The following is a 22,319-nucleotide window of genomic DNA, read 5'->3' on the forward strand; positions in this document are numbered from 1 at the left end:
CTGTGACCACACATGATGTTCTTCTCGCCCTCGGCGCCATTGTCACGATGGTGGCCTCCGGTGCCATAGGTTCAGTTGAATCCGCCGTCTCGGCGATCTCCCGGGCGCGGGTGGAAGAGTTCGTCCGCGATGAGCAGCCCGGTGCGGTGGCGCTGATCAAAGTGCTGCGGCGGCGGCCCGACCACATTAACCTGCTGGTGCTGTTGCGGACCTTCTTGGAAGCCTCGGCGGCGGTGTGTGCCGCGGCTTTGGCGCTGCATGTCATCGACGATGATGTGTGGGCCGTGGTGGCGGCCATCGCCGCGGTCACCTTTGTCTCCTATGCGATTGTGGGTGTGCTCTCGCGGACGGTGGGACGGAAAAACCCGTACACGGTGTCGCTGAAGTCGGCGCAGGTGCTGTCGGTGCTGGCGGTTATTTTGGGTCCGGTGAGCAAAATCCTGGTGTGGCTGGGAAATAAACTCGCCCCCGGGGAAGGGTTCAAAGCCGGACCGTTTGCCACCGAGGTGGAACTGCGGGAAATGGTCGACATCGCCCAGGAACACGGCATTGTCGAGGTCGGGGAACGCCGCATGATCCAGTCGGTGTTCGACCTGGCCTCGACCACCGCCCGCTCGGTGATGGTGCCCCGGCCGGAAATGATCTGGATCGAACACGACGCCACCGCCGGGGACGCGACCGCTTTGTGCGTGCGCTCCGGGCTGTCGCGGCTTCCGGTTATCGGTGACACCGTCGACGACATTGTCGGCGTGGTGTACCTGAAAGACCTGGTTGCCAAAACCTACACCTCCACCGACTCCGGTAAATCGGTCACCGTGGCGGAGGTGATGCGTAAACCCAGCTTCACCCCGGAGAGCAGGAACCTCGACGACCTGCTGCGGGAAATGCAGCTCAACCGCAACCACATCGCCCTGGTCGTCGACGAATACGGCGCAATCGCCGGGCTGCTGTCGATCGAGGACATTCTGGAAGAGATCGTCGGTGAAATCGCCGACGAATACGATGCGGGCGAAAAAGCCCCGGTGGAACGGCTCGGTGACCGCCGCTACCGGGTGCTGGCCAGACTGACCCTGGAGGATTTGGCCGACGTCATCGAAGAGGATCTGGGCCACAGCATCGATTTCGACGACGACATTGTCGACGAAGTGGAGACCGTGGCCGGACTGATCTCCTACCAGTTGGGCAAAGTCCCGCTTCCCGACACTGTCGTCGACATCGCCGGACTGACCCTGTCCGCCGAAGGCGGACGGGACCGCCGCGGTCGGCTGAAAGTCACCACCATTGTGGTCGACGTCCACGAACCGGTGGCCGACGAAGCCGACGACACCTAGCCCGGCGGTGGGCACCACCAGCGGCCGACTAGCCTCCACCACCCACCCGGCCGGTAGGCTGGAAACCCGGTGCCCCCACCCGCGCCGGCGGCATAGCCGTGCCGCCGACGGGGAAAGAAAGATCACAGAAAGTTCTTTCCCGACAACCGAACGGCACCATCTTTTATCCGAAACCACACAGACAGCCGGAACATGACCAATTTCACTGACACACCCGAGGGATTCCGTTCAGGTTTCGTCTCCTTCGTGGGGCGGCCCAACACCGGCAAATCCACTCTCACCAACGCATTGGTGGGGGAGAAAATCGCCATTACCGCCGACCAGCCGGAAACCACCCGGCATCCCATCCGCGGTATTGTCCACCGGCCCGACGCCCAAATCGTGGTGGTCGACACCCCCGGGCTGCACCGGCCCCGGACCCTGCTGGGCGAGCGGCTGAACGAGATCGTCAAAGACACCTACGCCGACGTCGACCTGATTGCGGTGACAGTACCGGCGGATGAGAAAATCGGCCCCGGTGACAAATGGATTCTGGACGCGGTCAGGCAATCGGCCCCCACCACCACCCTGATGGGTGTTGTCACCAAAATCGACAAAGTCGGCCGGGACGCCGTGATGGTGCAACTGCAGGCCCTGCACGAGCTGCTCGGCGGGGACAAGGAAGTGGTGCCGGTATCGGCCGAATCCGGCGAACAGGTCGACGTGCTCGCCGATGTCATCGCCTCCCTGCTGCCGGAAGGCCCCAAGTTCTACCCCGACGACCACATCACCGACGATGACACCCGCACCCGCATGGCTGAACTGATCAGGGAAGCGGCACTGACCGGTTTGCGCGATGAACTGCCGCACTCCGTGGCGGTGGAAATCGATGAGGTTCTGCCCGACCAGCAGCGGGAGGGAGTCACCGACATCCATGCGGTGATCTACCTGGAGCGGCCCGGGCAGAAAAAAATCCTGGAAGGAAAAGACGGCCGCCGCATGGGCCGGATCATCACCCAGTCGCGCGCCGGGCTGATGGAGCTTGTGGGCACGAACGTCTATCTGGACCTGAGGATCAAAATCCTGAAAAACTGGCAGTCCGACCCGAAGGCGCTGGGGCGCCTCGGATTCTAGATTTTTCGACCGAGAAGGTGGAAAACCCATGGCCCGGGCCAACTACCGGGACCGGGCGCTGGTGGTGCGCACCCACGACTTCGGTGAAGCCGACCGCGTTATCGTGCTGTTGACCGAACACCACGGCATTGTCCGTGCCGTGGCCAAAGGTGTCAGGCGCGCCACCTCCCGTTTCGGATCCCGCCTGCAGGTGCTGGTGCTGCTCGATGTGCTTGTCTATCCCGGCAAGAACCTGGCCAGCATCGCCCAAGCCGACACCGTCGCCTTCTACGGCGCCGGGGTCATCGACGACTATTCCCGCTACACCTGTGCTGTGGCGGCCCTTGACTGCGGGCAGGCGATCATCGGCGCCGGGGAATCGGATCCGGTGATTTTCGGCCTGCTGGTTGATTTTCTGCAGGGACTCAAAGACAGTCCCGATCCGGTGGTGGATGTGGACGGTTTCCTGCTGCAGGCCATGGGCCGGGCCGGCTGGCTGCCCAGCTTGTTCGACTGCGCCCAGTGCGGTGCGCCCGGGCCGCACGGTTTTTTCTCCCCTCAGGCCGGCGGGGCAGTGTGCCGGCTGTGCCGGCCGGTGGGGGCACTCACCCCGGCGCCCGGTGCGCTGCGGCTGATGTGGTGGCTGGCGCACGGCAGAAAAGGAAAAATCGACGCCCTGGCCACCGGCCTGACGGGCAAAGACAGCCACTACTTCACCGCGGCCGCGGCCTCAGTGCACGCCATGACCTGCGCCCACCTGCGGTTTCATCTTGAGCGGGGTTTCTCCAGCCTGGAACAGATCACCGCCACACCCTAGCGGGGAGGAAACCCTGGCCGCGGCGCGCAGACGGTGCGCAATGATGGTGGTGGCACGCAGTTGAAAATTCGGTCCGGCCAACAAAGTCAGCGGCTTCCACCAGCCGGTTACCGGTGTGGGCGGTAAGGCAAACCATTTGGCACAATGGGCGGGTGAGCGATTTTCCCCAACCCCCGGATATTCCGGCCGAATTCATTCCCCGACACATTGCGCTGGTCATGGACGGCAACGGACGGTGGGCGCAGCAGCGGGGATTGCCGCGTACCGAAGGTCATCGGCGCGGCGAAGCTGTGCTGCTGGACATCGTCGACGCCTGTATCGCATTGGGGGTGCCGTACCTGTCGGCCTACGCGTTTTCCACCGAAAACTGGAAACGCTCCGCCGATGAGGTGCGCTTTTTGATGGGATTCAACCGCGATGTTCTGCGCCGCCAGCGGGACGGCCTGCACGCCAAAGGGGTGCGGGTCCGCTGGGCCGGGCGCAGGCCCCGCCTGTGGCGGTCAGTGATCAAGGAACTCGAACAGGCCGAACAACTCACCGAAAACAACACCACCATGACGCTGGCGATGTGCGTCAACTACGGCGGGCGGGCTGAACTCGTTGATGCTGCACGAGCCATCGCCGAGCAGGCCCGGGCAGGGCAACTCCGGCCCGAGCAGATCAGCGAGAAAACATTTTCCCGTTTCCTCGATGAACCCGACATGCCGGATGTGGATTTATTCCTGCGGCCCTCCGGGGAAAAACGCACCTCCAATTTCCTGCTGTGGCAGTCCGCCTACGCAGAACTGGTTTTCCAGGACAAGCTGTTTCCCGATTTCACCGCCCAGGACCTGTACGACGCCGTTATCGAATACGCTCACCGGGACCGCCGCTTCGGCGGCGTGGGAAATACCGGCCCTAGCGCGTAAGGACTGTTTTTCCATGGCTAAACGCAAAAAAGATACCGCCACCGGGGGTGACACCACTTTGTTGGACACCGGCAGCGAAACCCCGCCGAGCAAACAGCAGATCAAACGGTGGCGCCGGTATTTGGCCGAAGAACGCGCCGAAGCTGCCGTCTACCGGGAGCTCGCCCGGAAGAAAAAAGGCGTTGAACGGGAAATCCTGCTCAATATCGCCGCAGCCGAAGCCCGCCACGAAACGTACTGGCAGCACCGGCTCGGCGAGGAGATCGGTGCACCGCAGTCACCGGGTCTGAAAACCCGCATGATGGTATTTCTGGCCCGGCACTTCGGTTCCGTGTTCACGCTGGCGCTTTTGCAGTCCGCTGAAACCCGCACCCCCTACGAACACGACACCGACGCCACCGGCCAGATGGCCGCCGACGAGCGTATCCACGCCGAAATCGTCAGGGGACTGGCCGCCAAGGGCCGGGAGAAAATGTCCGGTAATTTCCGGGCCGCGGTCTTCGGCCTCAATGACGGGCTGGTATCCAATCTGGCGCTGGTGCTCGGGGTGGTCGGTGCCACCAGCAACAACGGCATTATTGTGCTGACCGGCCTGTCGGGACTGCTGTCGGGCGCGTTGTCGATGGGGGCCGGTGAATATATTTCCGTCTCCAGCCAGCGGGAACTGCTGGAAGCCTCCACCCCGGATCCATTGGCCGCCGAGAAGCTGCCCGAACTCGATGTCGACGCCAATGAGCTGGCGCTGGTCTACCGGGCGCGCGGCATGGATGAGGGCGAAGCCCGGGACAAAGCGGCCAGGGTACTGGCCGGAATCAACGCCAGGCAGGAGCGGGCCAGTGACCCGCAGCGGATAGGGGATGTGATCGGGGCAGTGGAACCGACCGATGACCCGGAAGTTGTCGGCTCCGGATGGTCGGCTGCGGTATCCAGCTTCATGTTTTTTGCCACCGGCGCCCTGATCCCCTGTCTGCCGTTCATCGTCGGTATGGCCTCCACGGCGGCGGCGGTGGCCGCCTGTGTGCTGGTCGGTGTCGCCCTGCTGTGCACCGGCGCTGTTGTCGGCATGCTGTCCGGGGTCTCCCCGGTGAAAAAGGCACTCATCCAGGTCTCGATTGGTTTGGGGGCCGCGGTGGTCACCTTCGGACTGGGCCGTGCCCTGGGGGTTTCCCTGGGCTAGCGGGCCTGTTCACACCTGGCGGGCATCCTGCCGGGTGCAGGCGGTGTGCCGGTCCATTTGCTTGTCCTGGACCGGCGGGATGGTTGGCTGGTTGGTGTAACCTGGGTCTTCGCCAACACCGGAACAACAAGCCACCACCGTGGGGCGCGGTGGCCCCGGGGATCGTTGGCCGACGGTTTTTCCGCATCCATATCAAGGGAGGACAAGGCCCATGGATACCTTCACCGATCCCACCACCCAGGCACTGGCCTGGCGGCAGGTGAGCAAAAAATTCGGCGATCAGATCGCCGTCAACGAGTTGAGTCTGGATATCCCGCACGGATCCTTCTACGGCATTGTCGGACCCAACGGGGCCGGTAAAACCACCGCGATCACCATCGCCACCGGCCTGCTGCGGCCCGATTCGGGAACCGTGTTCATCAACGGCCACGATGTCTGGGGCGGCAATGCCACAAAAGCCAAGGCGTCGTTTGGATTATTGGCCGATGGGCTGCCGGTGTTCGACCGGTTGTCGGGCAAGGAATACCTTGACTATCTGGGCAGGCTGCGCGGCATGGACACCGCTGTGATTGCCGACCGGGCGGACAGTCTGCTGGATGCCCTGGGGCTGATGGACGCGGGCGATAAAATGATCGTCGACTACTCCGCCGGTATGACGAAGAAAATCCTGTTGGCGGGTGCCCTGCTGCACAAGCCGTCGCTGCTGGTGCTCGACGAGCCGCTGGAAGCCGTCGACCCGGTTTCCGCCCGGGTGATCAAAGATATTTTGGCGAAATTCGTCCACGGCGGCGGAACGGTGATGATGAGTTCCCATGTGATGGAAGTGGTGGAAACAACCTGTGACCATGTGGCTTTAATCACCGATGGGCGGGTGTGTGCCGCGGGAACCCTGGATGAGGTCCGCCAAGGCAACAGTTTGGCTGAAACGTTCGTGTCCCTGGTCGGTGGCAGTGACATCTCCGGCGACACCCTCGATTGGCTGGATATCACCGACACCGTTACCCCGGCAGGTGAACAGCCGTGACGAAGACACTGTTTTCCCTCCACCGCACCCTGCTGAGAAGGGTGCTGAAAAAAGAAGCCGCCGCCTGGATCAATATTGTTGTCGTTTGGCTCTACGGATGGTTGTCCGCGCTGGGGCTGGGTTTTGCTGTCTACTACGCCTATCTTGTTGACGCCAACCACTACGCTCTGGCCCGGCCCCTGGCGATTGGTGTGCTGGCCTACTGGATGCTGTCGTTGCTGTATCCCAGCAGTGAAAACCAGCTCACCCCCGCCTGGTTCGCGGCCCTTCCGGTCACCGCGAAAGACCTCATGCCGGGGCTGATGATTGCCGCCATCTGGCAGTCCCGGGGGCTGCTGGTGATCGTCAACTCGCTGATGACCTTCGGTTTCGGGGCCGCGGCCCTCCACGAGGCGGGGGAGTCGGTGGCTATCGCTGTGTGGGCGTGCGGGGTGGTGCTGGCCGGATGTCTGTCGATCATCGGCGGTGAGGCACTGTCCACCGTGGCTCTCGGCCTGCCGAAAGGCCGGGGAGTCAAGGAAAAACTCGGCATGGTCGCAGGCTTCGGCGTGATGGTGGCGATCATGGCGTTCAACCTGGTTGTCAACAACATCAACCCCGAAGCCGACATGAGCCGGTTCGACCGGATCATGGCGTGGACCCCCTTCGGTGCCGGTGGCGGCATGGCCGCAACGGCCGCCGATGGCCGGTGGGGTATGACTGCCGTCCAACTGGTCCTGGCGGTGGTGCTGCTGCCGGCCGGGATCGCCCTGTGGCGCAGAAATATCGCCCAGGGGCTGGTCACCGTCACCGAGACCGGGTCAGCCGAACGGCTGTCGACCAAAGGAACCGTCATGGTGCCGGGGATGCCCGACAGCCTCACCGGTTCCCTTGCCTCCCGGCAGCTGATCTATTTCCGCCGGGACAGGCGCCTGCTGGTGTCTTTGGTGACCATGCCCCTGTTCGCCGCCATGTTCATGGTGATAGGGCTGGCAAACGAATCCAATCCGCTGGAGTGGTACGGCGGTTTCATGGTGGCCCTGTTCGGGGTGCAGATTCTGTCCAACACCCTCGGCTACGACGGCCCGGGAAACTGGCTGCACCTGGTGGCCGGAGTGGACGCGAGAAAAATGCTGCTCTCCCGGGTGGCGGCCATGGCCGTCATTGCGGTGCCGATGTTCGTCTTGATTCAGATGGCGCTGGGGTTTTTCAAGGACTTCAACCAGACGTGGATTTCTGTCAGCGTCATTTGTTTCGCGGGAATGATCTCGGGGGCAGGATTCGGTTGCCTGCTGTCGGTGTTCAATCCTTTTCCCACGGCCCGCCCCGGAACCAACCCGTACAAGGATAAATCCGGCTACAGTTCGGCGGCTTTCATCACCGCCTTCGGCTCCCTTTTGGGTGTCTGGCTGCCCCTGGCCCCGGGCATCATCATGATCATGGTGGCGGAAAAACTCACCCATTCCATGGTCTGGTACTGGTCGGGGATCGTGCTATGTCTGCTCCTGGGCGTGATGGTCGCCGTCATCGGGTTCCGCATTTCGGCGGGCAGGCTGGAAAAAACCTGGCCGGAAATCTTCGGCAGAGTCAACCGCTACGTCTAGCCCCGAGCCGGGATAAGCCGCGGCAACACCCGGTGGGTGCCCCTGATGGTTGGTCAACCGGCAGCAGAAGCCGTCGTGGCCGGGTGTGTCCTTACCCGTGGTGTGCCCCGCCGGCCGCCGCGGCGGGGGCGGTTGCCCCTTTGTCGTGACATTGGGCGCACAAACCGAAAACTTCGGCAGTGTGCCCGGTCATGACGAAACCGGATTTACCGGATTCCTCGCGTGCCCATTTTTCCACCGGGCCGCCGGAGATCTCGACGGTCAGACCACATTCAGTGCACACCAGGTGGTGGTGGTGACGCTCATTGTCGCAGGACCGGTACAGCGATTCCCCGGAGGCCATGTGCAGCACATCGACCGCATTGATTTCGGCCAGCGACTGCAGGGTCCGGTAGACGGTGGTCAGCCCCACCGAATGGTTGCGGGATGACAGTTCCTCGTAGATGGTTTTCGCGGAAGCGAAATTGTCGAGATCCCGCAGCACCTCCACGACAGCGGCCCGCTGCCGGGTGCTGCGAACGCCCAATTTCGGGATGTTCTTGTTCTCGGTCGCGGTCATAGGTGATCTACCTCACTAATCTGGGGGAGGGCGTGCTGTCGGCTCAGCCGGTTGCGGATGTTCGGCCGGGTCGATTTTCAACTAGCCTACGCGCTGCTGTCGCCGACCGGGGTTAGCCGCCTGGCGGGCGATGCCCTCAAAGTGTTATCTACCAGCATAATAGATGCATTGTCAGTTTCGTTGCAGGGGTGAGGCATGTCTGATCTTCGGGAATTCCTTTTCCAATAAGGGTTGTTCTTCCCATAAGGCCGGCACACCATGCCGATGTGGTGGGCGGCTATGATGGTGCACCGGTGCCACATGCACGGCGGGGACGTTGTGTCAAGCGCATTTCAGATATGTTCCGGCTTGCCGGAGGTGACGCAGTGGCACCGGCCAAACGGTTGTCTTTTCCGGCGGCCGGCAGTGTCCCCGGCAGCGCTCCGGGACCGTTTTTCCATGTACCCCATCTCGTAGAAGGACCATCACTCTCGTGGCCAAGCAATCGAAGATCGACACCGTCGCCAACCTGTGCAAGAGGCGTGGATTCGTCTACCCCTGCGGGGAGATCTACGGCGGCACCAGGTCCGCGTGGGACTACGGTCCCCTCGGCGTGGAATTGAAGGAAAACATCAAAAAGCAGTGGTGGCGCTCCATGGTGACTGCCCGCGGTGATGTTGTCGGTCTCGACTCGTCGGTGATTTTGCCCCGCCAGGTGTGGGTGTCGTCCGGGCACCTGGAAGTATTTACCGATCCGCTGGTCGAATCCCTGCACACCCACAAGCGTTACCGTGCCGACCATCTGCTGGAAGCCTACGAGGAAAAGCACGGCCACCCGCCGGCAAACGGCCTGGCCGACATCAACGATCCGGAAACCGGCCAACCCGGCAACTGGACCGAGCCGAAAGAATTTTCCGGCATGCTCAAAACCTTCCTCGGCCCGGTCGATGACGAAGAAGGCCTGCACTACCTCCGGCCGGAGACCGCACAGGGCATTTTCGTCAACTTCAAAAATGTGATGACCACCTCCCGGATGAAGCCCCCGTTCGGTATCGCCCAGATGGGCAAGAGCTTCCGTAACGAGATCACACCCGGCAACTTCATCTTCCGTACCCGCGAGTTCGAGCAGATGGAGATGGAGTTTTTCGTCAAACCCGGCGAAGACGAGACCTGGCACCAGTACTGGATCGACCACCGTTTCAACTGGTATGTCGATCTGGGCATCGATCCGGAGAACCTGCGGCTGTACGAGCACCCGAAAGAAAAGCTCTCGCACTACTCCAAGCGCACCGTGGATGTGGAATACGCCTTCGACTTCCAGGGGTCGAAGTGGGGTGAGCTGGAAGGCGTGGCCAACCGCACCGACTTTGACCTGTCGACCCACGCGAAGGGGTCCGGCGAGGATTTGAGCTACTTCGACCAGGCGTCCGGGGAGCGCTGGACCCCGTACGTCATCGAACCCGCGGCCGGTTTGGGCCGGTCCATGATGGCGTTTTTGGTTGACGCCTACCACGAGGATGAAGCCCCCAACGCCAAGGGCGGGGTTGACAAGCGCACTGTTTTGCGGCTGGACCGCAGGCTCGCGCCGGTCAAGGTGGCGGTGCTGCCGCTGTCGAAGAAAGACACCCTGACCCCGCTGGCCGAGGAAGTCGCCGAGATGCTCCGCGGCCTGTGGAACATCGACTACGACACCTCCGGTGCAATCGGGCGGCGCTACCGCCGTCAGGATGAGATCGGTACACCGTTTTGCGTCACCGTCGACTTTGATTCCCTGGAAGACAATGCCGTGACCGTCCGGGAACGCGACACCATGGCCCAGGAACGCATCAGTATCGACGAACTGGTCACCTACCTGGCCGGACAGCTGGCCGGCTGCTAGTGAACCCGCCCCCACCGCTGCCGGCGGCGGCCCCGCTTCACGCTCACCGGGGGCCGTGCCGCCGCCGGCGGCGGTGTGGACCGTGCCACCACCCGGTGTGCGCGGTTGAAGTAAACAAACCCTAAGATGAGAAGACATGACGGATAACCTGCGTTGGGGAAAGCTCGAATCAACGTCCGGTGGACACACCCAGCCGCTGGTCACCGCAGACGGTGACCCTGTGGCCGTGTACGCCGTGACCGACGGCACCGTCTCGATCACCCCCACCGGCACCGGGCCGTGGAAGATCACCGGCAGCCCCGAGTCGGGACTGTCCGCCAGCCTTCCCGACGGCAGGGTGTTCACCGCCACCGGCCGGGACAAAAAAATCGGCCGGGCCGAAAGAATCGACGCCAACCTTTCGGGCAGCACGTTCACTTTCGTCAATGAGGTTAAATCCGACTGGATCATCGACGACGCCGAAGAAAACAAAGTCGCCCAGTTCACCGGCGCCAACCACGGGGTGCGCCATCCGGTGGTCGAGTTCGAAGATGGCGTGTCCATCGGCTGCGACGAGGCGGTGTTTTTGAGCTGGATCGCCCGGGAGGCCCTGGAACGCAAAATGCTGTCCAGTACCGCGATTTTGACGATCTGCCTGATCGTTCTCACCCCGATCATCATCGCGTTTTTCCTTCTGTAGCCGCGGCACCCCAGTTCGCCGGTTCCTGTCCCACCCGGTGGTATCTCGGACTGCGTGCCACCGTGTGGCCAACCCCCGACCGGGGGTGCGGCCACTGCCGGATCCGCCCGCATCCCGTGGCATGGGGTTTGTGGAATCCGGCATGGTGATCCGATACTGTTCACTGAAGGACAACAAGGCGCCTGGTGCTGTCTGGTTGTGCTCCCGCCCAATCAGTTTTGATTTCCGGACACGAGGACGATTGTCACCATGACCCACCACCGCCCGCAGACACACGCGTCAGCTACCGGGCAGTTCGGCACATGGGTGTGGAACAACGCGGAGCTGTTCGACTCCAACGGCTCATTGATTGCCATGGTCTGTGCCGATGTGATCTGCATCGGTCCTGAACGGCTGCTGTGTGAAAGCGTGTCCGGCCGTTTCCGTTTCCGCTGCCGCGCCACCAGCGGCGGGGGAGAAGTATTCACCATCTCCAGCCATGGACTAACCTCGGCGAGCCTTGTCGCCGACTGCTGCGGAAACAAATACCGGCTGCGCCGGATTCCCGGTATCAAAACCACCCGCATGATCAGTGATACCGACGGTGATATAGCCACTGTCAGGCCCGGGGCCGACGGCACCATGGAGGTGCATGTCAAACCCCGGGTGGAAACCACGCCGAAAACTGACTTCGTCTTTTTGACCTGGGCGTGCGTGCTCGTCGACGGGCCGGACCAACGGCAGCTGTTCTAGTCGGCCGCTTTTTCTTTTTTCTCTGCAGCCACCGGTCCCGCCCCGTCCGGCCGGGCGGAATCGTCCACGGCAGTCGTTGGCGAACCGGCGCAACAGCCTGTGGGACAGCAACACAGCCCCGGTGGACAGGGTGAGCGCAAAGCCCGGCGGAAATCAGAAGGATCCGCCGGAAAAACCGCCCCCGCCGCCGCCGAAGGAGCCGCCGGAAAAACCGCCGCCGCCGAAGGATCCGCCGGAAAAGCCGCCGCCGCCACCGAAGCCGCCGGACCCGCGGAACATGTCGCTCATCATGTCACCGACCAGCGCACCGGCGATAAAGGTCCCGAAGCCACCGCCGGAACCGCCGCGGTAGTTGCTGCGCATCCGGGAGTTGTAGTCGTCGAGGTCCCGCCGGGCGGCGGCGTAAGCGCTGCGGGCGGCATCGTTGGCCTGCCTCAGATGGGTGATCGCCCCATCAAGATTGGATGACTGCTCGTTCAACGCCATCGCCCGGTACTGCTGCGCCCGGGCTAATGCGGTGCGGGTATCCGCCCCGATGACCGTGGGCCGTGAACCGACCAGGTCGTTGACTCCGTCGATCATGCTGGTGGTGGGGGGAAGCATCTGGTCGAACAATTCCTGCTTGCGCGAATGGGTTGATGCTTTCTGTTTGACGGTGGCGATCACCTCATCGAGCCGGGCATCCAAATCGGTCAACTGCGCATAGGTTCCCAGCGGATCGGTGTCTTTGTCCGCCGCGCAGTCGGCCAGCACCTTGTCGACCTGGGCGAAATCGGCCAGGGCATCTTCTTTGTTGGCCACCAGCCCGCTGTTGCGGGGATTGTCCAGCAGTTGTTTGAGTTCCGCGGTCTCCTGCCGGATTTCGCTGATGAGGTCGTCAATCTTGGTGGTGGCCGCCGCCAGCTTCGGACCGGCCTCGTCAACTGTGTCCAGCAGGTGATCTGCCTGCTGCAGGCCGTCTTCCGCGCCGCGGATGTAATCAATCAGCCCGCCCTGGCTGCCGGCCGGTTTTTTGATCAGTTCCCGGGCGGAATCGATCAGTCCGTCGGCGTGCTTGAGATGGGCCTGGGCGAGTTCAATGTTGTCGGCCACCGGCGCCAGTACCTGCTCGGAGTAGCTGGCCTTCAGTTTGTTCAGTGTCTGGTCCGCCTGCGGGATGCGGGTGGTGACAGCCACTGTCTTCCGGGTCAGCTCCTCGACCCGTTCCGGGGCGCGGACAAGCAGATCGCGCATTTTCTGGAAGTCCTCGGACTGGGCGGCCAACGCCTGGTCGGCCTGCCCGCACTGACTGACCACCCGGGCGAAAGCCTCCGCCTGGGCTTCCCGCGGAACACCTGCGGTATTGGCGTTGTTGTAGGTGCTGAAAGCCTGCTGCAGGGTGGTGGTTGAGGTGTTCATGGCGGCGGTAAAACGGCGGGTGCGCTCCATCCCGAACTCGTCACGGGCAATGTCCAGTTCCTGTTTTGCCCGCCGGTTCAAACTGTCAGTCGAATTGAGTTCCTCTTCCGCGCGGGTTTTCAGGATGCCGAAGGGCAGCGCCCGAAGCGCCGTGATATCGGAAGGATCGATCTGCCGGGCCTGCTCCAGGGTCACAGGCTTGCCGCCACCACCGGAGGCAATCGCCTGCGGTGAAGTGTGGGAGGTGGATTTGCCCTTCTTGAGCATTTTGCGCACTCCGAAGAAGCCACCGGCCAGCAGGGCCAGGACCAGTACCAGGGAAAAACCGCCGGCCACCCCGCTGCCGCTGTCGGTTGCAGGAACCTGCTCGACAACGGTTCCTGTTCCGGTGCCCGCTCCGGTATTGGTGCGGGGTTCCTCTGCTGCTGCGGTCTGGGTTTCGGCCTGCACCCGGTCGGCGAAGATCTGTGCCGCACCGGCAATGTCACCGCTTTCCAGGCGGGCGCGCACTGCATCGGAGACCGTTGATTCCGCCGCCGGGGGCCAGCCCTGTTTGTTGGTGGCAATCGACCAGTGCCGGTCACCCACACCGATACCCAGGGCAATGAAATTCGGGGAGGAGGAGTTGTCCTGGTACTGGTTGGCCGCCCAGGTAGCCGGGTCCCCCAGGTTGTCGACCAGATACACGTGGGCGTCCCCACCCTCGGCAGCGATCTCACCGAGCACAGCATCCAGCTGGTTCAGTTGGGATTGGCTCAAGGTGCCGGTGTCATCGGTCACGTATGAACCGCTGCCTGCCGCCAGCTGCAGCACCTGGGCTGACGGGGCCGGTGCTTCGGCGGCCATGGCCGCCGGTGCCAGCACCAGGGCACAGGCCGCGGCGCACGCCGCGAGCGCGTGCACGGGGCGGGGGTTACGGGGGAAAGGGCTCAAAGTGCGGGACATGGGGTTCATGGTAGCCGCCCCGGCGTGGAGAATGTGACCCATGGATATTGTTCACCGCGCTTCCCGCCCGGTCGTGGCCTTCATCGGGATCGGTCTTTTGTGGCTGGCGGCGGATGCCGTCCGGGTGCTGTCGGCGGCGGTATCGCGCACCCCATCCGGACCCGACAGCGCCGCATGCATCCGCAGACTCTGCGGCAAGCAGGCGGACACAGGGAAAGCCACTGCCGCTGCCACGGTGGTGGCGGTACCGGGAACCGCCTGTTACGGGATGGTCCCGTCGGCACAGTTCGCCGCCCGCCTGGCGCAGGCCGCTGCCGTGCAACAGGCACTGGGATACGCAAACACCCCCGGCACACCAGGCGACAACAGTCATCTGCCGGTGATTGCGGTGCTTGGTGGTGGTTTGGACGGTGACATATCGACCGAAGCCGAGGTTGGCTGCACCTGGCTGGCCGGCCACGGAGTCGCCCCACAGACCACACTGCCCGTACCTGTCGGGCACTCCACGGCTGAGTCTTTTCAGGCGCTGCTTGACCGTAGCGGCAACCGGAACCTGATTGTCGTCACCGATCCCAACCATGTTCTCAGGGCCGGAATCCTGGCCCGGATGACCGGTTTTTCAGCGGTTGCCACCATTGGTGCCGCTGGTTGCCCCACCAGTTTTCCGGCTGTCGCCTGGTGGTGGACCCTGGCACATGAAACAGCTGGACTCGTGGTCACCGACATCACCCGCCTGGTACCGGGAAAACCAGGGCGGCGGCTGGCTGCTTGCGTCCAGTGGACACTCAGAACCGTCTCCTGCCTGCTGCGGCCGTCTCGGCGAGCCCGCATATCGGCTCTGCGTGGCTGACCGCACAGGGGCGCACAAGTCGGCTAACGTGAACAAACAACACCGCCCACACCCGGTCTGCGGCTTGCCACGGCGGGCCGATTCAGCCGGGAACCAGCAACAACGACCGGACAAAAGCAAAGAAAAGGGGGCTTGCCGTCACCGATGGCCAACCGCTACAACTACGCCGCCGCTGATGTCGAGCGCCTGTTCGGCGAATCTGCAAAAGGCGCCGCGATGGTCGATGGCGCCGATCACCGGGGTGCTTTTGCCCGTGACAGGGCACGGGTGCTGCATTCGGCAGCTTTCCGGCGGCTGGCGGATAAAACCCAGGTTGTCGGTCCGCGGGACGGGGATACCCCCAGAACACGGTTGACCCATTCCCTGGAGGTCGCCCAGATTGCCCGGGCCATCGGCGAAGGGGTGGGGGCTGACGGGGATCTGTGCGAATTGGCCGGGCTGGTCCACGACATCGGGCATCCGCCCTACGGCCACAACGGGGAAAATGAGCTCAACATTCTGGCCCAGGACTGCGGCGGTTTTGAAGGAAACGCCCAGACACTGCGGATTCTCACCTTCCTGGAGCCGAAGATATTAACCCCTGACGGTGAATCCGAAGGACTCAATCTCACCCGGGCATCGCTGGATGCATCCTGCAAATACCCGTGGGGCCGTCTCGACCAGACCGGATCCCCGCGGCGAAAATACGGTGCCTACGACACGGATCTGCCCATCCTGCACTGGGTGCGGCAGGGCCATGAGAACACCACCCCGTGCCTGGAAGCCCAGTGCATGGACTGGGCCGACGATGTCGCCTATTGCGTCCACGACGTTGAAGACGGTATTCTCGCCGGCCGGATCACCCTGAAAGTTCTGTGGGATTTCGTGGAACTGGCGGCACTGGCCGACCGCGGGGCCGCCGCCTTCGGCGGCGATCCGGCCGACTTGCTGGAAGCAGCCGACCGGCTGCGGCAACTCGACACCGTCGCCCGGGCCGCCGATTTCGACGGCTCCCTGGCAGGGTTGGCGACCTTAAAAAAACTCACCAGTGAACTGGTGGGCCGCTATGTGGGGGCGGCTGTCGCGGCCACGGTGGAGCGGGCCGGGCACACCCCTTTGGGCAGAATGCACGGCCGCCTGGTGCGCCCGCCGCAGGCGCAGGCCGAGGTGGTGCTTTTGAAAACCATTGCGGTGCTGTATGTGATGAGTTCTCCCAGCCACACCCATCGGCAGGACCGGCAGCGCGAACGACTGGCCCGGGTCTACGACTATCTGGCGTTGGGGACTCCCGGAACCCTTGATCCGGTATTTGCCGCCTGGTGGACACAGGCCGACACCGATGCCGACCGGTGCCGGGTGATCATCGACCAGATTGCCTCCCTGACTGAAACCCGGTTGGAACGGCTGGCCCGGCAAGCCACCGATATTGCTTCTTTCTACGGCTGACCACCCCCGCGCCAGCACCCCTGTCGGCCACGGTGGGGGCAGGACAGCTTGGCCATGGTCACCGGCGGGGGTTACACTACGGGACAACATGTGCACAGGTGTGCACATAAGATCGCTTTGAAGAGCGGGTAGCTGCGCGTTGACCATCGCCGCACGCCAACAACCCGGCCGGCACCCGCTTTTCCGGTTATCCGCCACCGATTGTCCACCTGAAAGAAGCCCGCTTATGTCCGGTTTGTTGTCCAACCGCACCTACCTCCACCTGTTCGCCGCCCAGGTGGTGGCGTTGACCGGCACCGGTATTTTGACCGTCGCCCTGGGGCTGCTGGCATTCGACATCGCCGGAAGCCGGGCCGGAGTGGTGCTCGGGTGGGCGCTGACGGTGCGCATTCTCGTCTACGCTTTCGGATCCCCGGTGATCACCGCCCTGGTGCGGCGTCTTCCGGTGACCGCGGTGCTGGTCAGCGCCGACCTGGTACGGGTGGCTGTCGCCCTGTCGCTGCCGCTGATCACCACGGAGGCGCAGCTGTACCTGGCGGTGTTTGTCATCCAGGCGGCCTCGGCCTGTTTCACCCCAACATTCCAGGCGCTCATTCCCCGGGTGGTCACCGATGAACGCGACTACACCAAAGCACTGTCACTGAGCCGGTTGGCCTACGACCTCGAGCAGGTGATCTCCCCGTCGGTGGCGGCAGTGCTGTTGACCTTCATGAGCTACCACAACCTGTTTGCGGCAACCGCGGTCGGTTTCGCTTTGTCGGCGCTGTTCGTGCTGACCGCTGCCGTGGGCACGGCCGCCCCGGAAAAACCCACCGACGAATCCTTCCTCACCCGGTTGAGCAGCGGGTTTTCAACCATGCTGCGCACCCCGGCGCTGCGGGCGGTCGTGGGGTTCAATATGGCGGTGGCCGCCCCCATGGCCTTTGTCCTGGTGGACTCGATTGTTCTGGTCAAAGCAGGTATCGGCTTCGACGACCACTTTTTGGCGATAGCGCTCGGCGCGTTCGGCGCCGGGTCGATTGTCCTGGCGCTGGCTTTGCCGCGCCTGGTGGACAAAGTCGGGGAAAAAGCGGTGATGGCCGCCGGGGCTGTGGGATCGAGTCTGGTCCTGGCCAGCTGCGCCCTGGCACTGCCGTGGCTGGTCGACCCGACCCATCCCGCGGTGGCCTACAGTGTGCTGTGCCTGATGTGGTTTTGGGCCGGGGCCGGTATCTGTGCCGTGCACACCCCGCTGGGCAAACTGTTGCGCGCCAACGCCGATGACGAGCATCTTCCGGGACTGTTCGCCGCCCAATTCTCTTTGTCCCACGCCTGCTATCTGGTGACCTATCCGGTAGCAGGCTGGGTGGGCAACCGACTGGGGCTGTCCGCTGCAGCCTGGATCCTGTGCCTGGTGACTTTTGCCGCCACCGGCTGGGCGCTGACCCAGCTGATTGCCTCGTCGCGTGAGGGGGCAGACCGCGCCCGGTCGGAACCGGCGGCTGCACATTTGTAACGGTTGCACCGGCCGGTGGCCGGTGGATAGAGTTTGTCCCACCCCTGCCACCCCGACCCCGTTGCGGGTGCACCCCTTATATTCCACGAGCATTGAAACGATCACCAGACGCACCATGACCACCCGCAACCTGTCGCTTCGCCACAATCCGGCCCCTTCCGACGAGTTGTTCGGGCAGGCGGCCGACATTTTGAAACTCCTCGGTGAACCCACCCGGTTGCGCCTGCTGTGGCTGCTGTCGGACAAAGAGCACACAGTCGGTGAGCTGGTTGAGGCCACCGGCGCGCCGCGCACCGTGGTCAGCCAGCATCTGGCGAAACTGCGGCTGGGCAATCTGGTGTCCTCCCGGCGCAACGGCCGCAACATCATCTACCACATCTCTGACGGGCATTTGAAAAGGATGGTTGCCGAAGCAGTCAACCGCGCCGACCACATGGTCAGCGGCGAGCCTTTGCATGACTGACTGATCAGCTTCTTCCCGCCTGCCCGGCGGGCTGTCACCCCCCGGGGAGGGCACGCGCATCGACGGTGACCCCGTTGGCCGCGCACACAGCCAGCACCATGATGGCACGGTTGCGGGGCAGCCGGGACAGTCCCGGCGCTGTGACGCGGACCGTTACTGAGGCGGACATGGCTGCCAGAAGCTCATCGAGGCCGTCAAGATTGCGTGGCACGGGGCTGCCGTTAGCGCACCCGGCCGCGGCGGCGGCCGCATGCAGATGCCGGTAGAAATCCGTCTCCGTTGCCGACTGGGCGGTCGTCAGACGCACCGGCACAACCAACTGGGATCCAGCCATGGTGTTGCAAACACTCCTCAACGTTGACGTCCCCGCCCGGTGATCAGGCAGAACGAGTCATAGTGGTCAAAAGTGTAGTAGTAGACCTCAGGGCGGGTTTGTCGGTCCCCGCCGGTGACAATCCGGCGTGCCCCGCGGGAACGCTCACCCGGCGTATCGACGGTGTACTCCCGGTAGTAGTCGCGTGGCCGACGCGGCAAATGATTTTCATAGTTGCCAAAGCGGCTGCCGTCTTTATCCGGATGATTGAACGGCCCGCCTGCGTCAATGGCGCGCAGGACCTGATCAACCTGCGGCGGAAGACTGCCGTCCCGGCAGGGGGCAATACCCTGCGGCGGTGCGGCGGTGGGGGAGGACACAGCCGCCGTGGATTCCTGCGTGACCGGCCCGGCAGATGACGGCCGTTTTTCCCGGCTGGTGTCCCAATCCGCGGAATCCGACGAAGAGATGGTGGTCACCGACACGCCGCCAGCCGGTGCGGCGGTATCGCCGCCGCCGTCGGACAGCCACCACACCGCCACAAACAGCACCGACACCACAGCGCCAGCAACACCACGTTTCGTCTTCGCGCCCATGGCCCCATCGTCTCACACAGCCGCCTCCCATCTCCGTGCCCGGCCGGCCCTGTGGATTGTCCCCGCCGGTCCACAGCCATCGACGGGGCTTGGGCAAGCGACCGCCGGCAGGCAACAGTATATTGACGTCTATGGGCAAAGGACGCATTCCCGAACAAGACATCGCGGCTATCCGTGAACAAACCCCCATTGAGGACGTCGTCGGTGAATACGTGCAGCTCAAACCAGCCGGTGCCGACTCGTTGAAGGGATTATCGCCGTTCAAAAGCGAAAAAACCCCGTCGTTTCACGTGCGTCCGCAGCGCGGTTACTACCACTGTTTTTCCACCGGGCAGGGCGGGGACGTGTTCAAATTCCTCATGGAGGTTGAACATCTCACCTTCCCCGAGGCAGTGGAATACTGCGCCGACAAAATCGGCTACCGCATCAACTACGAGGGCGGCGGAACCGGCAGAAGGGAAGAACCCGGCACCCGTAAACGGTTGATGGAGGCCGGTAAAGCAGCCCACGCCTTCTACCGCAAACAGCTGGAAACCCCGGAGGCCGGGCCTGCCCGGCATTTTCTCACCGACCGGGGATTTTCCCAGGACGATGCCTACACCTTCGAATGCGGCTACGCGCCCGGCGGCTGGGACACCCTGACCAAACATCTTCTGCGGAAGGGATTTTCGGTGCAGGAACTCGAGGCCGCGGGGCTGGTGTCCATGGGCAGGAAAGGCCCCATCGACCGTTTCCACCGGCGGCTGTTGTGGCCGATCAAATCTGTCACCGGTGATGTCATCGGTTTCGGGGCCCGGAAACTGTTCGACGATGACCGGCTGGGCAAATACATGAACACCCCCGAGACCATGCTGTACAAAAAATCGAAGGTGCTGTTTGGTCTTGATGTGGCCAAAAAGCATATCGCCGCCTCCCACCGGGCGGTCATTGTCGAGGGCTACACCGATGTCATGGCCATGCATGCCGCCGGTGTGCCGGAGGCGGTGGCCGCCTGCGGTACGGCCTTCGGTGACGAGCACCTGCAGATGCTGCGCCGGCTGATGCTGGATGACAGTTTCTTCCGCGGGGAGATCATCTACACCTTCGACGGGGATGAAGCCGGGCAGAAAGCGGCGATGCGGGCTTTTGAGGGCAACCAGAACTTCACCGGCCAGTCCTATGTGTCGGTGGCCCCCGACGGGCTGGATCCGTGTGATCTGCGCCTGCAGCGCGGCAATGAAGCGGTCCGGGATTTGGTGGCACGGCGGGTACCGATCCTGGAGTTCGTGGTGCGCAGCCTGATCTCCTCGTTTGATCTCGGGCACCCGGACGGTCGGTTGACCGCCCTCAAGCGGGTGGTTCCGGTACTCGGACAGGTCAGGGATGAAACCCTGCGCAACCAGTACGCCCGGCTTTTGTGCGGCTGGATCGGCTGGCCGGATGAATCCGAGGTCCTCCGGCTGGTGTCCCGGGCGGCCCAGACGCCGCAGAAAACACGCCGTCAACCCGTCAAGCGTTCACCGATAGGGGAAACAACACCGGGACAGCCGCACAACGCCCTGCCGATGCCGGACCGGAAAAACCCGCGTCTTCTTCCCGAACGCGAGGCAATCAAACTGGCACTGCAGTACCCGTCACTGGTGGGGGTGTCTTTCGACGAGTTGGCCGACGACCACTTCACCGATCCCGCCTACCGGGCGCTGCACAAGGCCATCGCAGCCGCCGGCGGGGCAGCACAAGCCACACCGGGGGCCGGATACATCGATGATGTGGCCGCCGGAATCGGTGACCTGATCGGTAAAACACTGGTCAGTGAGTTGACTGTCGAGCAAATCCACTGTCCCGAACACACCCTGCAGGCCTATGCCTCATCGATTATCGCCCGCCTGGAAGAAGCCCACGTCGGCAATCTGATTGCGCTGAAAAAAGGCCAGCTGCAGCGTATGCGCCCCGACGATGATCCGGCGGCCTACGAGGCACTGTTTGCCACCATCATCAGCCTGGAACAAAAACGCCGCGAACTAACCGATACCCTGATGCGCTACTGAGCGGCTGGCCGGTGATCCGGGCCGTCCCAGGCAATGACTTTGCAGGAATAGGTGTACTCGCCGGTGGCCAGGGTAAACAACCCTCCTGCCCGCCCCGCCCAGGTGTGGGCGCCGGTCAACGGCATCTCGGCGACCGGCCGCCACCCGGGGCACAGGCCAGCCAGACCGGCGGCGGAATCCACGGCGAAACTCACCGGTCGGCCGGTTGTGTCGGCGACGATTTTTTTCAGCGGCAGTGCCGCCGGGCTGGTGTGGTGGGTGTCGGCGACAAGCCACACCGGGGCCTGCATGTGGCCGGTCACAGCCTTCATGAACGACTGCACCTCACCGGTGGTGAAATAGCGCAGCAGACCCTCGGCGATCAGACAGGTTGGCACATCGGGGTCAAGCATGTCGCACCACCCCGGTTCGGTGACCGACTGGGCGACGCACACAACCGGATCATCGTCGAAAAGCTTCTCGCGCAGGGTCACTGACCCGTCGAAGTCCACGCCGATCCAGGTGGCTGCCTCATCGGCCAGCCGCTGCGGCCGGGTGTCCAAACCGATACCGACGATCACGATCTGGTGGCTGGTGGGGTACAGGCGGCGGAATTCGGCGAGAAACCCGTCGGTGACACGCGACCGGGTGATAATTCCCACCCCGAGGCTTTTGGATCCGCTGACAAGCCGCCGCGGATCATGCCCGCACCGGCGGCCGATATCGGCCAGCTTCTCCCAGGCCTCGACGGCTGCCGGATCCGACCAGCCGTCAATGCCGTAGCGGTCGGCGGCGAAAGCACGGTTCCATAAACCTTCGGCCGCGGTGGAACCAATCCCGGTCCCATAGACCCTCATCAATGTTGCCTGGTCAATATCGGCTGTCATCAGTGGGCGATGTCCCCTCGAAAAAAATACGTGGCGGAAAAAATTTGTTCCGGTGCACCAACCGGCCGCACCAACAAGCAAGGCTACCGTGTCCGCCCCGGTTGGCGGGAACGGGCCAACCCACCGGTTGGCCACGCTATTTCTACCGGTGGCCGGAACAAAAATAAAGGGCGCCGTCTGC

At 63.4% G+C, this 22,319-nt stretch carries 20 protein-coding genes; 15 read left to right on the forward strand and 5 right to left on the reverse strand.

The features are described from left to right. Positions 1–2: 2 nt before the first annotated feature. The 7 genes from JZY06_RS06355 (at position 3) to JZY06_RS06385 (ending at position 7,932) form a co-directional block, all read left to right on the forward strand. A complete protein-coding gene (locus JZY06_RS06355; protein WP_377768819.1) occupies positions 3–1,331 on the forward strand; it encodes a hemolysin family protein in 1,329 nt (442 codons plus the stop codon). Between the two features lie 192 nt (positions 1,332–1,523). Then, a complete protein-coding gene (gene era, locus JZY06_RS06360) occupies positions 1,524–2,444 on the forward strand; it encodes a GTPase Era (protein ID WP_207278680.1) in 921 nt (306 codons plus the stop codon). Positions 2,445–2,472: 28 nt separating this feature from the next. Further along, positions 2,473–3,240 carry a DNA repair protein RecO gene (recO, locus tag JZY06_RS06365; RefSeq protein WP_207278681.1) on the forward strand — a complete coding sequence of 256 codons (768 nt, stop codon included), beginning with the start codon at positions 2,473–2,475 and terminating at the stop codon, positions 3,238–3,240. 152 nt (positions 3,241–3,392) lie between these two features. Next, positions 3,393–4,148, forward strand: a complete 756-nt coding sequence (locus JZY06_RS06370; protein ID WP_207278682.1) for an isoprenyl transferase — start codon at positions 3,393–3,395, stop codon at positions 4,146–4,148. 13 nt (positions 4,149–4,161) lie between these two features. Then, a complete protein-coding gene (locus tag JZY06_RS06375; protein WP_207278683.1) occupies positions 4,162–5,325 on the forward strand; it encodes a VIT1/CCC1 transporter family protein in 1,164 nt (387 codons plus the stop codon). Between the two features lie 211 nt (positions 5,326–5,536). After that, positions 5,537–6,349 carry an ABC transporter ATP-binding protein gene (locus JZY06_RS06380; RefSeq protein ID WP_207278684.1) on the forward strand — a complete coding sequence of 271 codons (813 nt, stop codon included), beginning with the start codon at positions 5,537–5,539 and terminating at the stop codon, positions 6,347–6,349. Further along, entirely contained in the window at positions 6,346–7,932 is a 1,587-nt protein-coding gene (locus JZY06_RS06385; RefSeq protein WP_207278685.1) for a hypothetical protein, read from the forward strand. Before JZY06_RS06380 ends, JZY06_RS06385 begins: the two co-directional genes overlap by 4 nt. A 91-nt stretch (positions 7,933–8,023) precedes the next feature. On the opposite strand, the gene JZY06_RS06390 is transcribed toward JZY06_RS06385, so the two are convergent. Further along, complete coding sequence (locus JZY06_RS06390) at positions 8,024–8,491, reverse strand: Fur family transcriptional regulator (RefSeq protein ID WP_207278686.1); 468 nt, start codon at positions 8,489–8,491, stop codon at positions 8,024–8,026. Positions 8,492–8,963: 472 nt separating this feature from the next. Here JZY06_RS06390 and JZY06_RS06395 point away from each other — a divergent pair, with 472 nt between their 5' ends. The 3 genes from JZY06_RS06395 (at position 8,964) to JZY06_RS06405 (ending at position 11,760) form a co-directional block, all read left to right on the forward strand. After that, positions 8,964–10,349, forward strand: a complete 1,386-nt coding sequence (locus JZY06_RS06395; RefSeq protein ID WP_207278687.1) for a glycine--tRNA ligase — start codon at positions 8,964–8,966, stop codon at positions 10,347–10,349. Positions 10,350–10,485: 136 nt separating this feature from the next. Continuing rightward, positions 10,486–11,028, forward strand: a complete 543-nt coding sequence (locus JZY06_RS06400; RefSeq protein ID WP_207278688.1) for a hypothetical protein — start codon at positions 10,486–10,488, stop codon at positions 11,026–11,028. A gap of 249 nt (positions 11,029–11,277) precedes the next feature. Continuing rightward, positions 11,278–11,760, forward strand: coding sequence for a hypothetical protein (locus JZY06_RS06405; RefSeq protein ID WP_207278689.1), 483 nt, complete (start codon positions 11,278–11,280; stop codon positions 11,758–11,760). Between the two features lie 153 nt (positions 11,761–11,913). Here JZY06_RS06405 and JZY06_RS06410 read toward each other — a convergent pair whose 3' ends face one another. Continuing rightward, positions 11,914–14,103, reverse strand: coding sequence for a TPM domain-containing protein (locus JZY06_RS06410; protein ID WP_207278690.1), 2,190 nt, complete (start codon positions 14,101–14,103; stop codon positions 11,914–11,916). 40 nt (positions 14,104–14,143) lie between these two features. Between JZY06_RS06410 and JZY06_RS06415 the strand changes: the two genes are divergently transcribed. From JZY06_RS06415 to JZY06_RS06430, 4 genes are all read left to right on the forward strand, one after another. Next, the gene (locus JZY06_RS06415; RefSeq protein ID WP_207278691.1) at positions 14,144–14,953 is read left to right on the forward strand and encodes a YdcF family protein; all 810 of its coding nucleotides are present in this window, start codon (positions 14,144–14,146) and stop codon (positions 14,951–14,953) included. Positions 14,954–15,097: 144 nt separating this feature from the next. Beyond that, on the forward strand, positions 15,098–16,378 hold the full coding sequence (locus JZY06_RS06420) for a deoxyguanosinetriphosphate triphosphohydrolase (RefSeq protein WP_207278773.1): 1,281 nt from the start codon (positions 15,098–15,100) through the stop codon (positions 16,376–16,378). Positions 16,379–16,604: 226 nt separating this feature from the next. After that, a complete protein-coding gene (locus tag JZY06_RS06425; protein WP_207278692.1) occupies positions 16,605–17,873 on the forward strand; it encodes an MFS transporter in 1,269 nt (422 codons plus the stop codon). 115 nt (positions 17,874–17,988) lie between these two features. Continuing rightward, positions 17,989–18,336, forward strand: coding sequence for an ArsR/SmtB family transcription factor (locus tag JZY06_RS06430; RefSeq protein ID WP_207278693.1), 348 nt, complete (start codon positions 17,989–17,991; stop codon positions 18,334–18,336). Positions 18,337–18,370: 34 nt separating this feature from the next. Here the strand turns inward: JZY06_RS06430 and JZY06_RS06440 are convergent, their stop codons facing one another. Together JZY06_RS06440 and JZY06_RS06445 are read right to left on the reverse strand one after the other, a co-directional pair. Beyond that, positions 18,371–18,670 carry a hypothetical protein gene (locus JZY06_RS06440; RefSeq protein ID WP_207278694.1) on the reverse strand — a complete coding sequence of 100 codons (300 nt, stop codon included), beginning with the start codon at positions 18,668–18,670 and terminating at the stop codon, positions 18,371–18,373. Between the two features lie 17 nt (positions 18,671–18,687). After that, positions 18,688–19,245, reverse strand: coding sequence for a ribonuclease domain-containing protein (locus JZY06_RS06445; RefSeq protein ID WP_207278695.1), 558 nt, complete (start codon positions 19,243–19,245; stop codon positions 18,688–18,690). A gap of 131 nt (positions 19,246–19,376) precedes the next feature. Here JZY06_RS06445 and dnaG point away from each other — a divergent pair, with 131 nt between their 5' ends. After that, positions 19,377–21,272 carry a DNA primase gene (gene dnaG, locus JZY06_RS06450; protein WP_207278696.1) on the forward strand — a complete coding sequence of 632 codons (1,896 nt, stop codon included), beginning with the start codon at positions 19,377–19,379 and terminating at the stop codon, positions 21,270–21,272. Here dnaG and JZY06_RS06455 read toward each other — a convergent pair. Further along, on the reverse strand, positions 21,266–22,138 hold the full coding sequence (locus tag JZY06_RS06455; protein ID WP_207278697.1) for a class I SAM-dependent methyltransferase: 873 nt from the start codon (positions 22,136–22,138) through the stop codon (positions 21,266–21,268). The two genes, dnaG and JZY06_RS06455, sit on opposite strands and share 7 nt — an antisense overlap. Positions 22,139–22,319: the final 181 nt, after the last annotated feature.

The sequence above is a fragment of the Corynebacterium mendelii genome, assembly GCF_017307055.1.
Lineage (GTDB): Bacteria > Actinomycetota > Actinomycetes > Mycobacteriales > Mycobacteriaceae > Corynebacterium > Corynebacterium mendelii.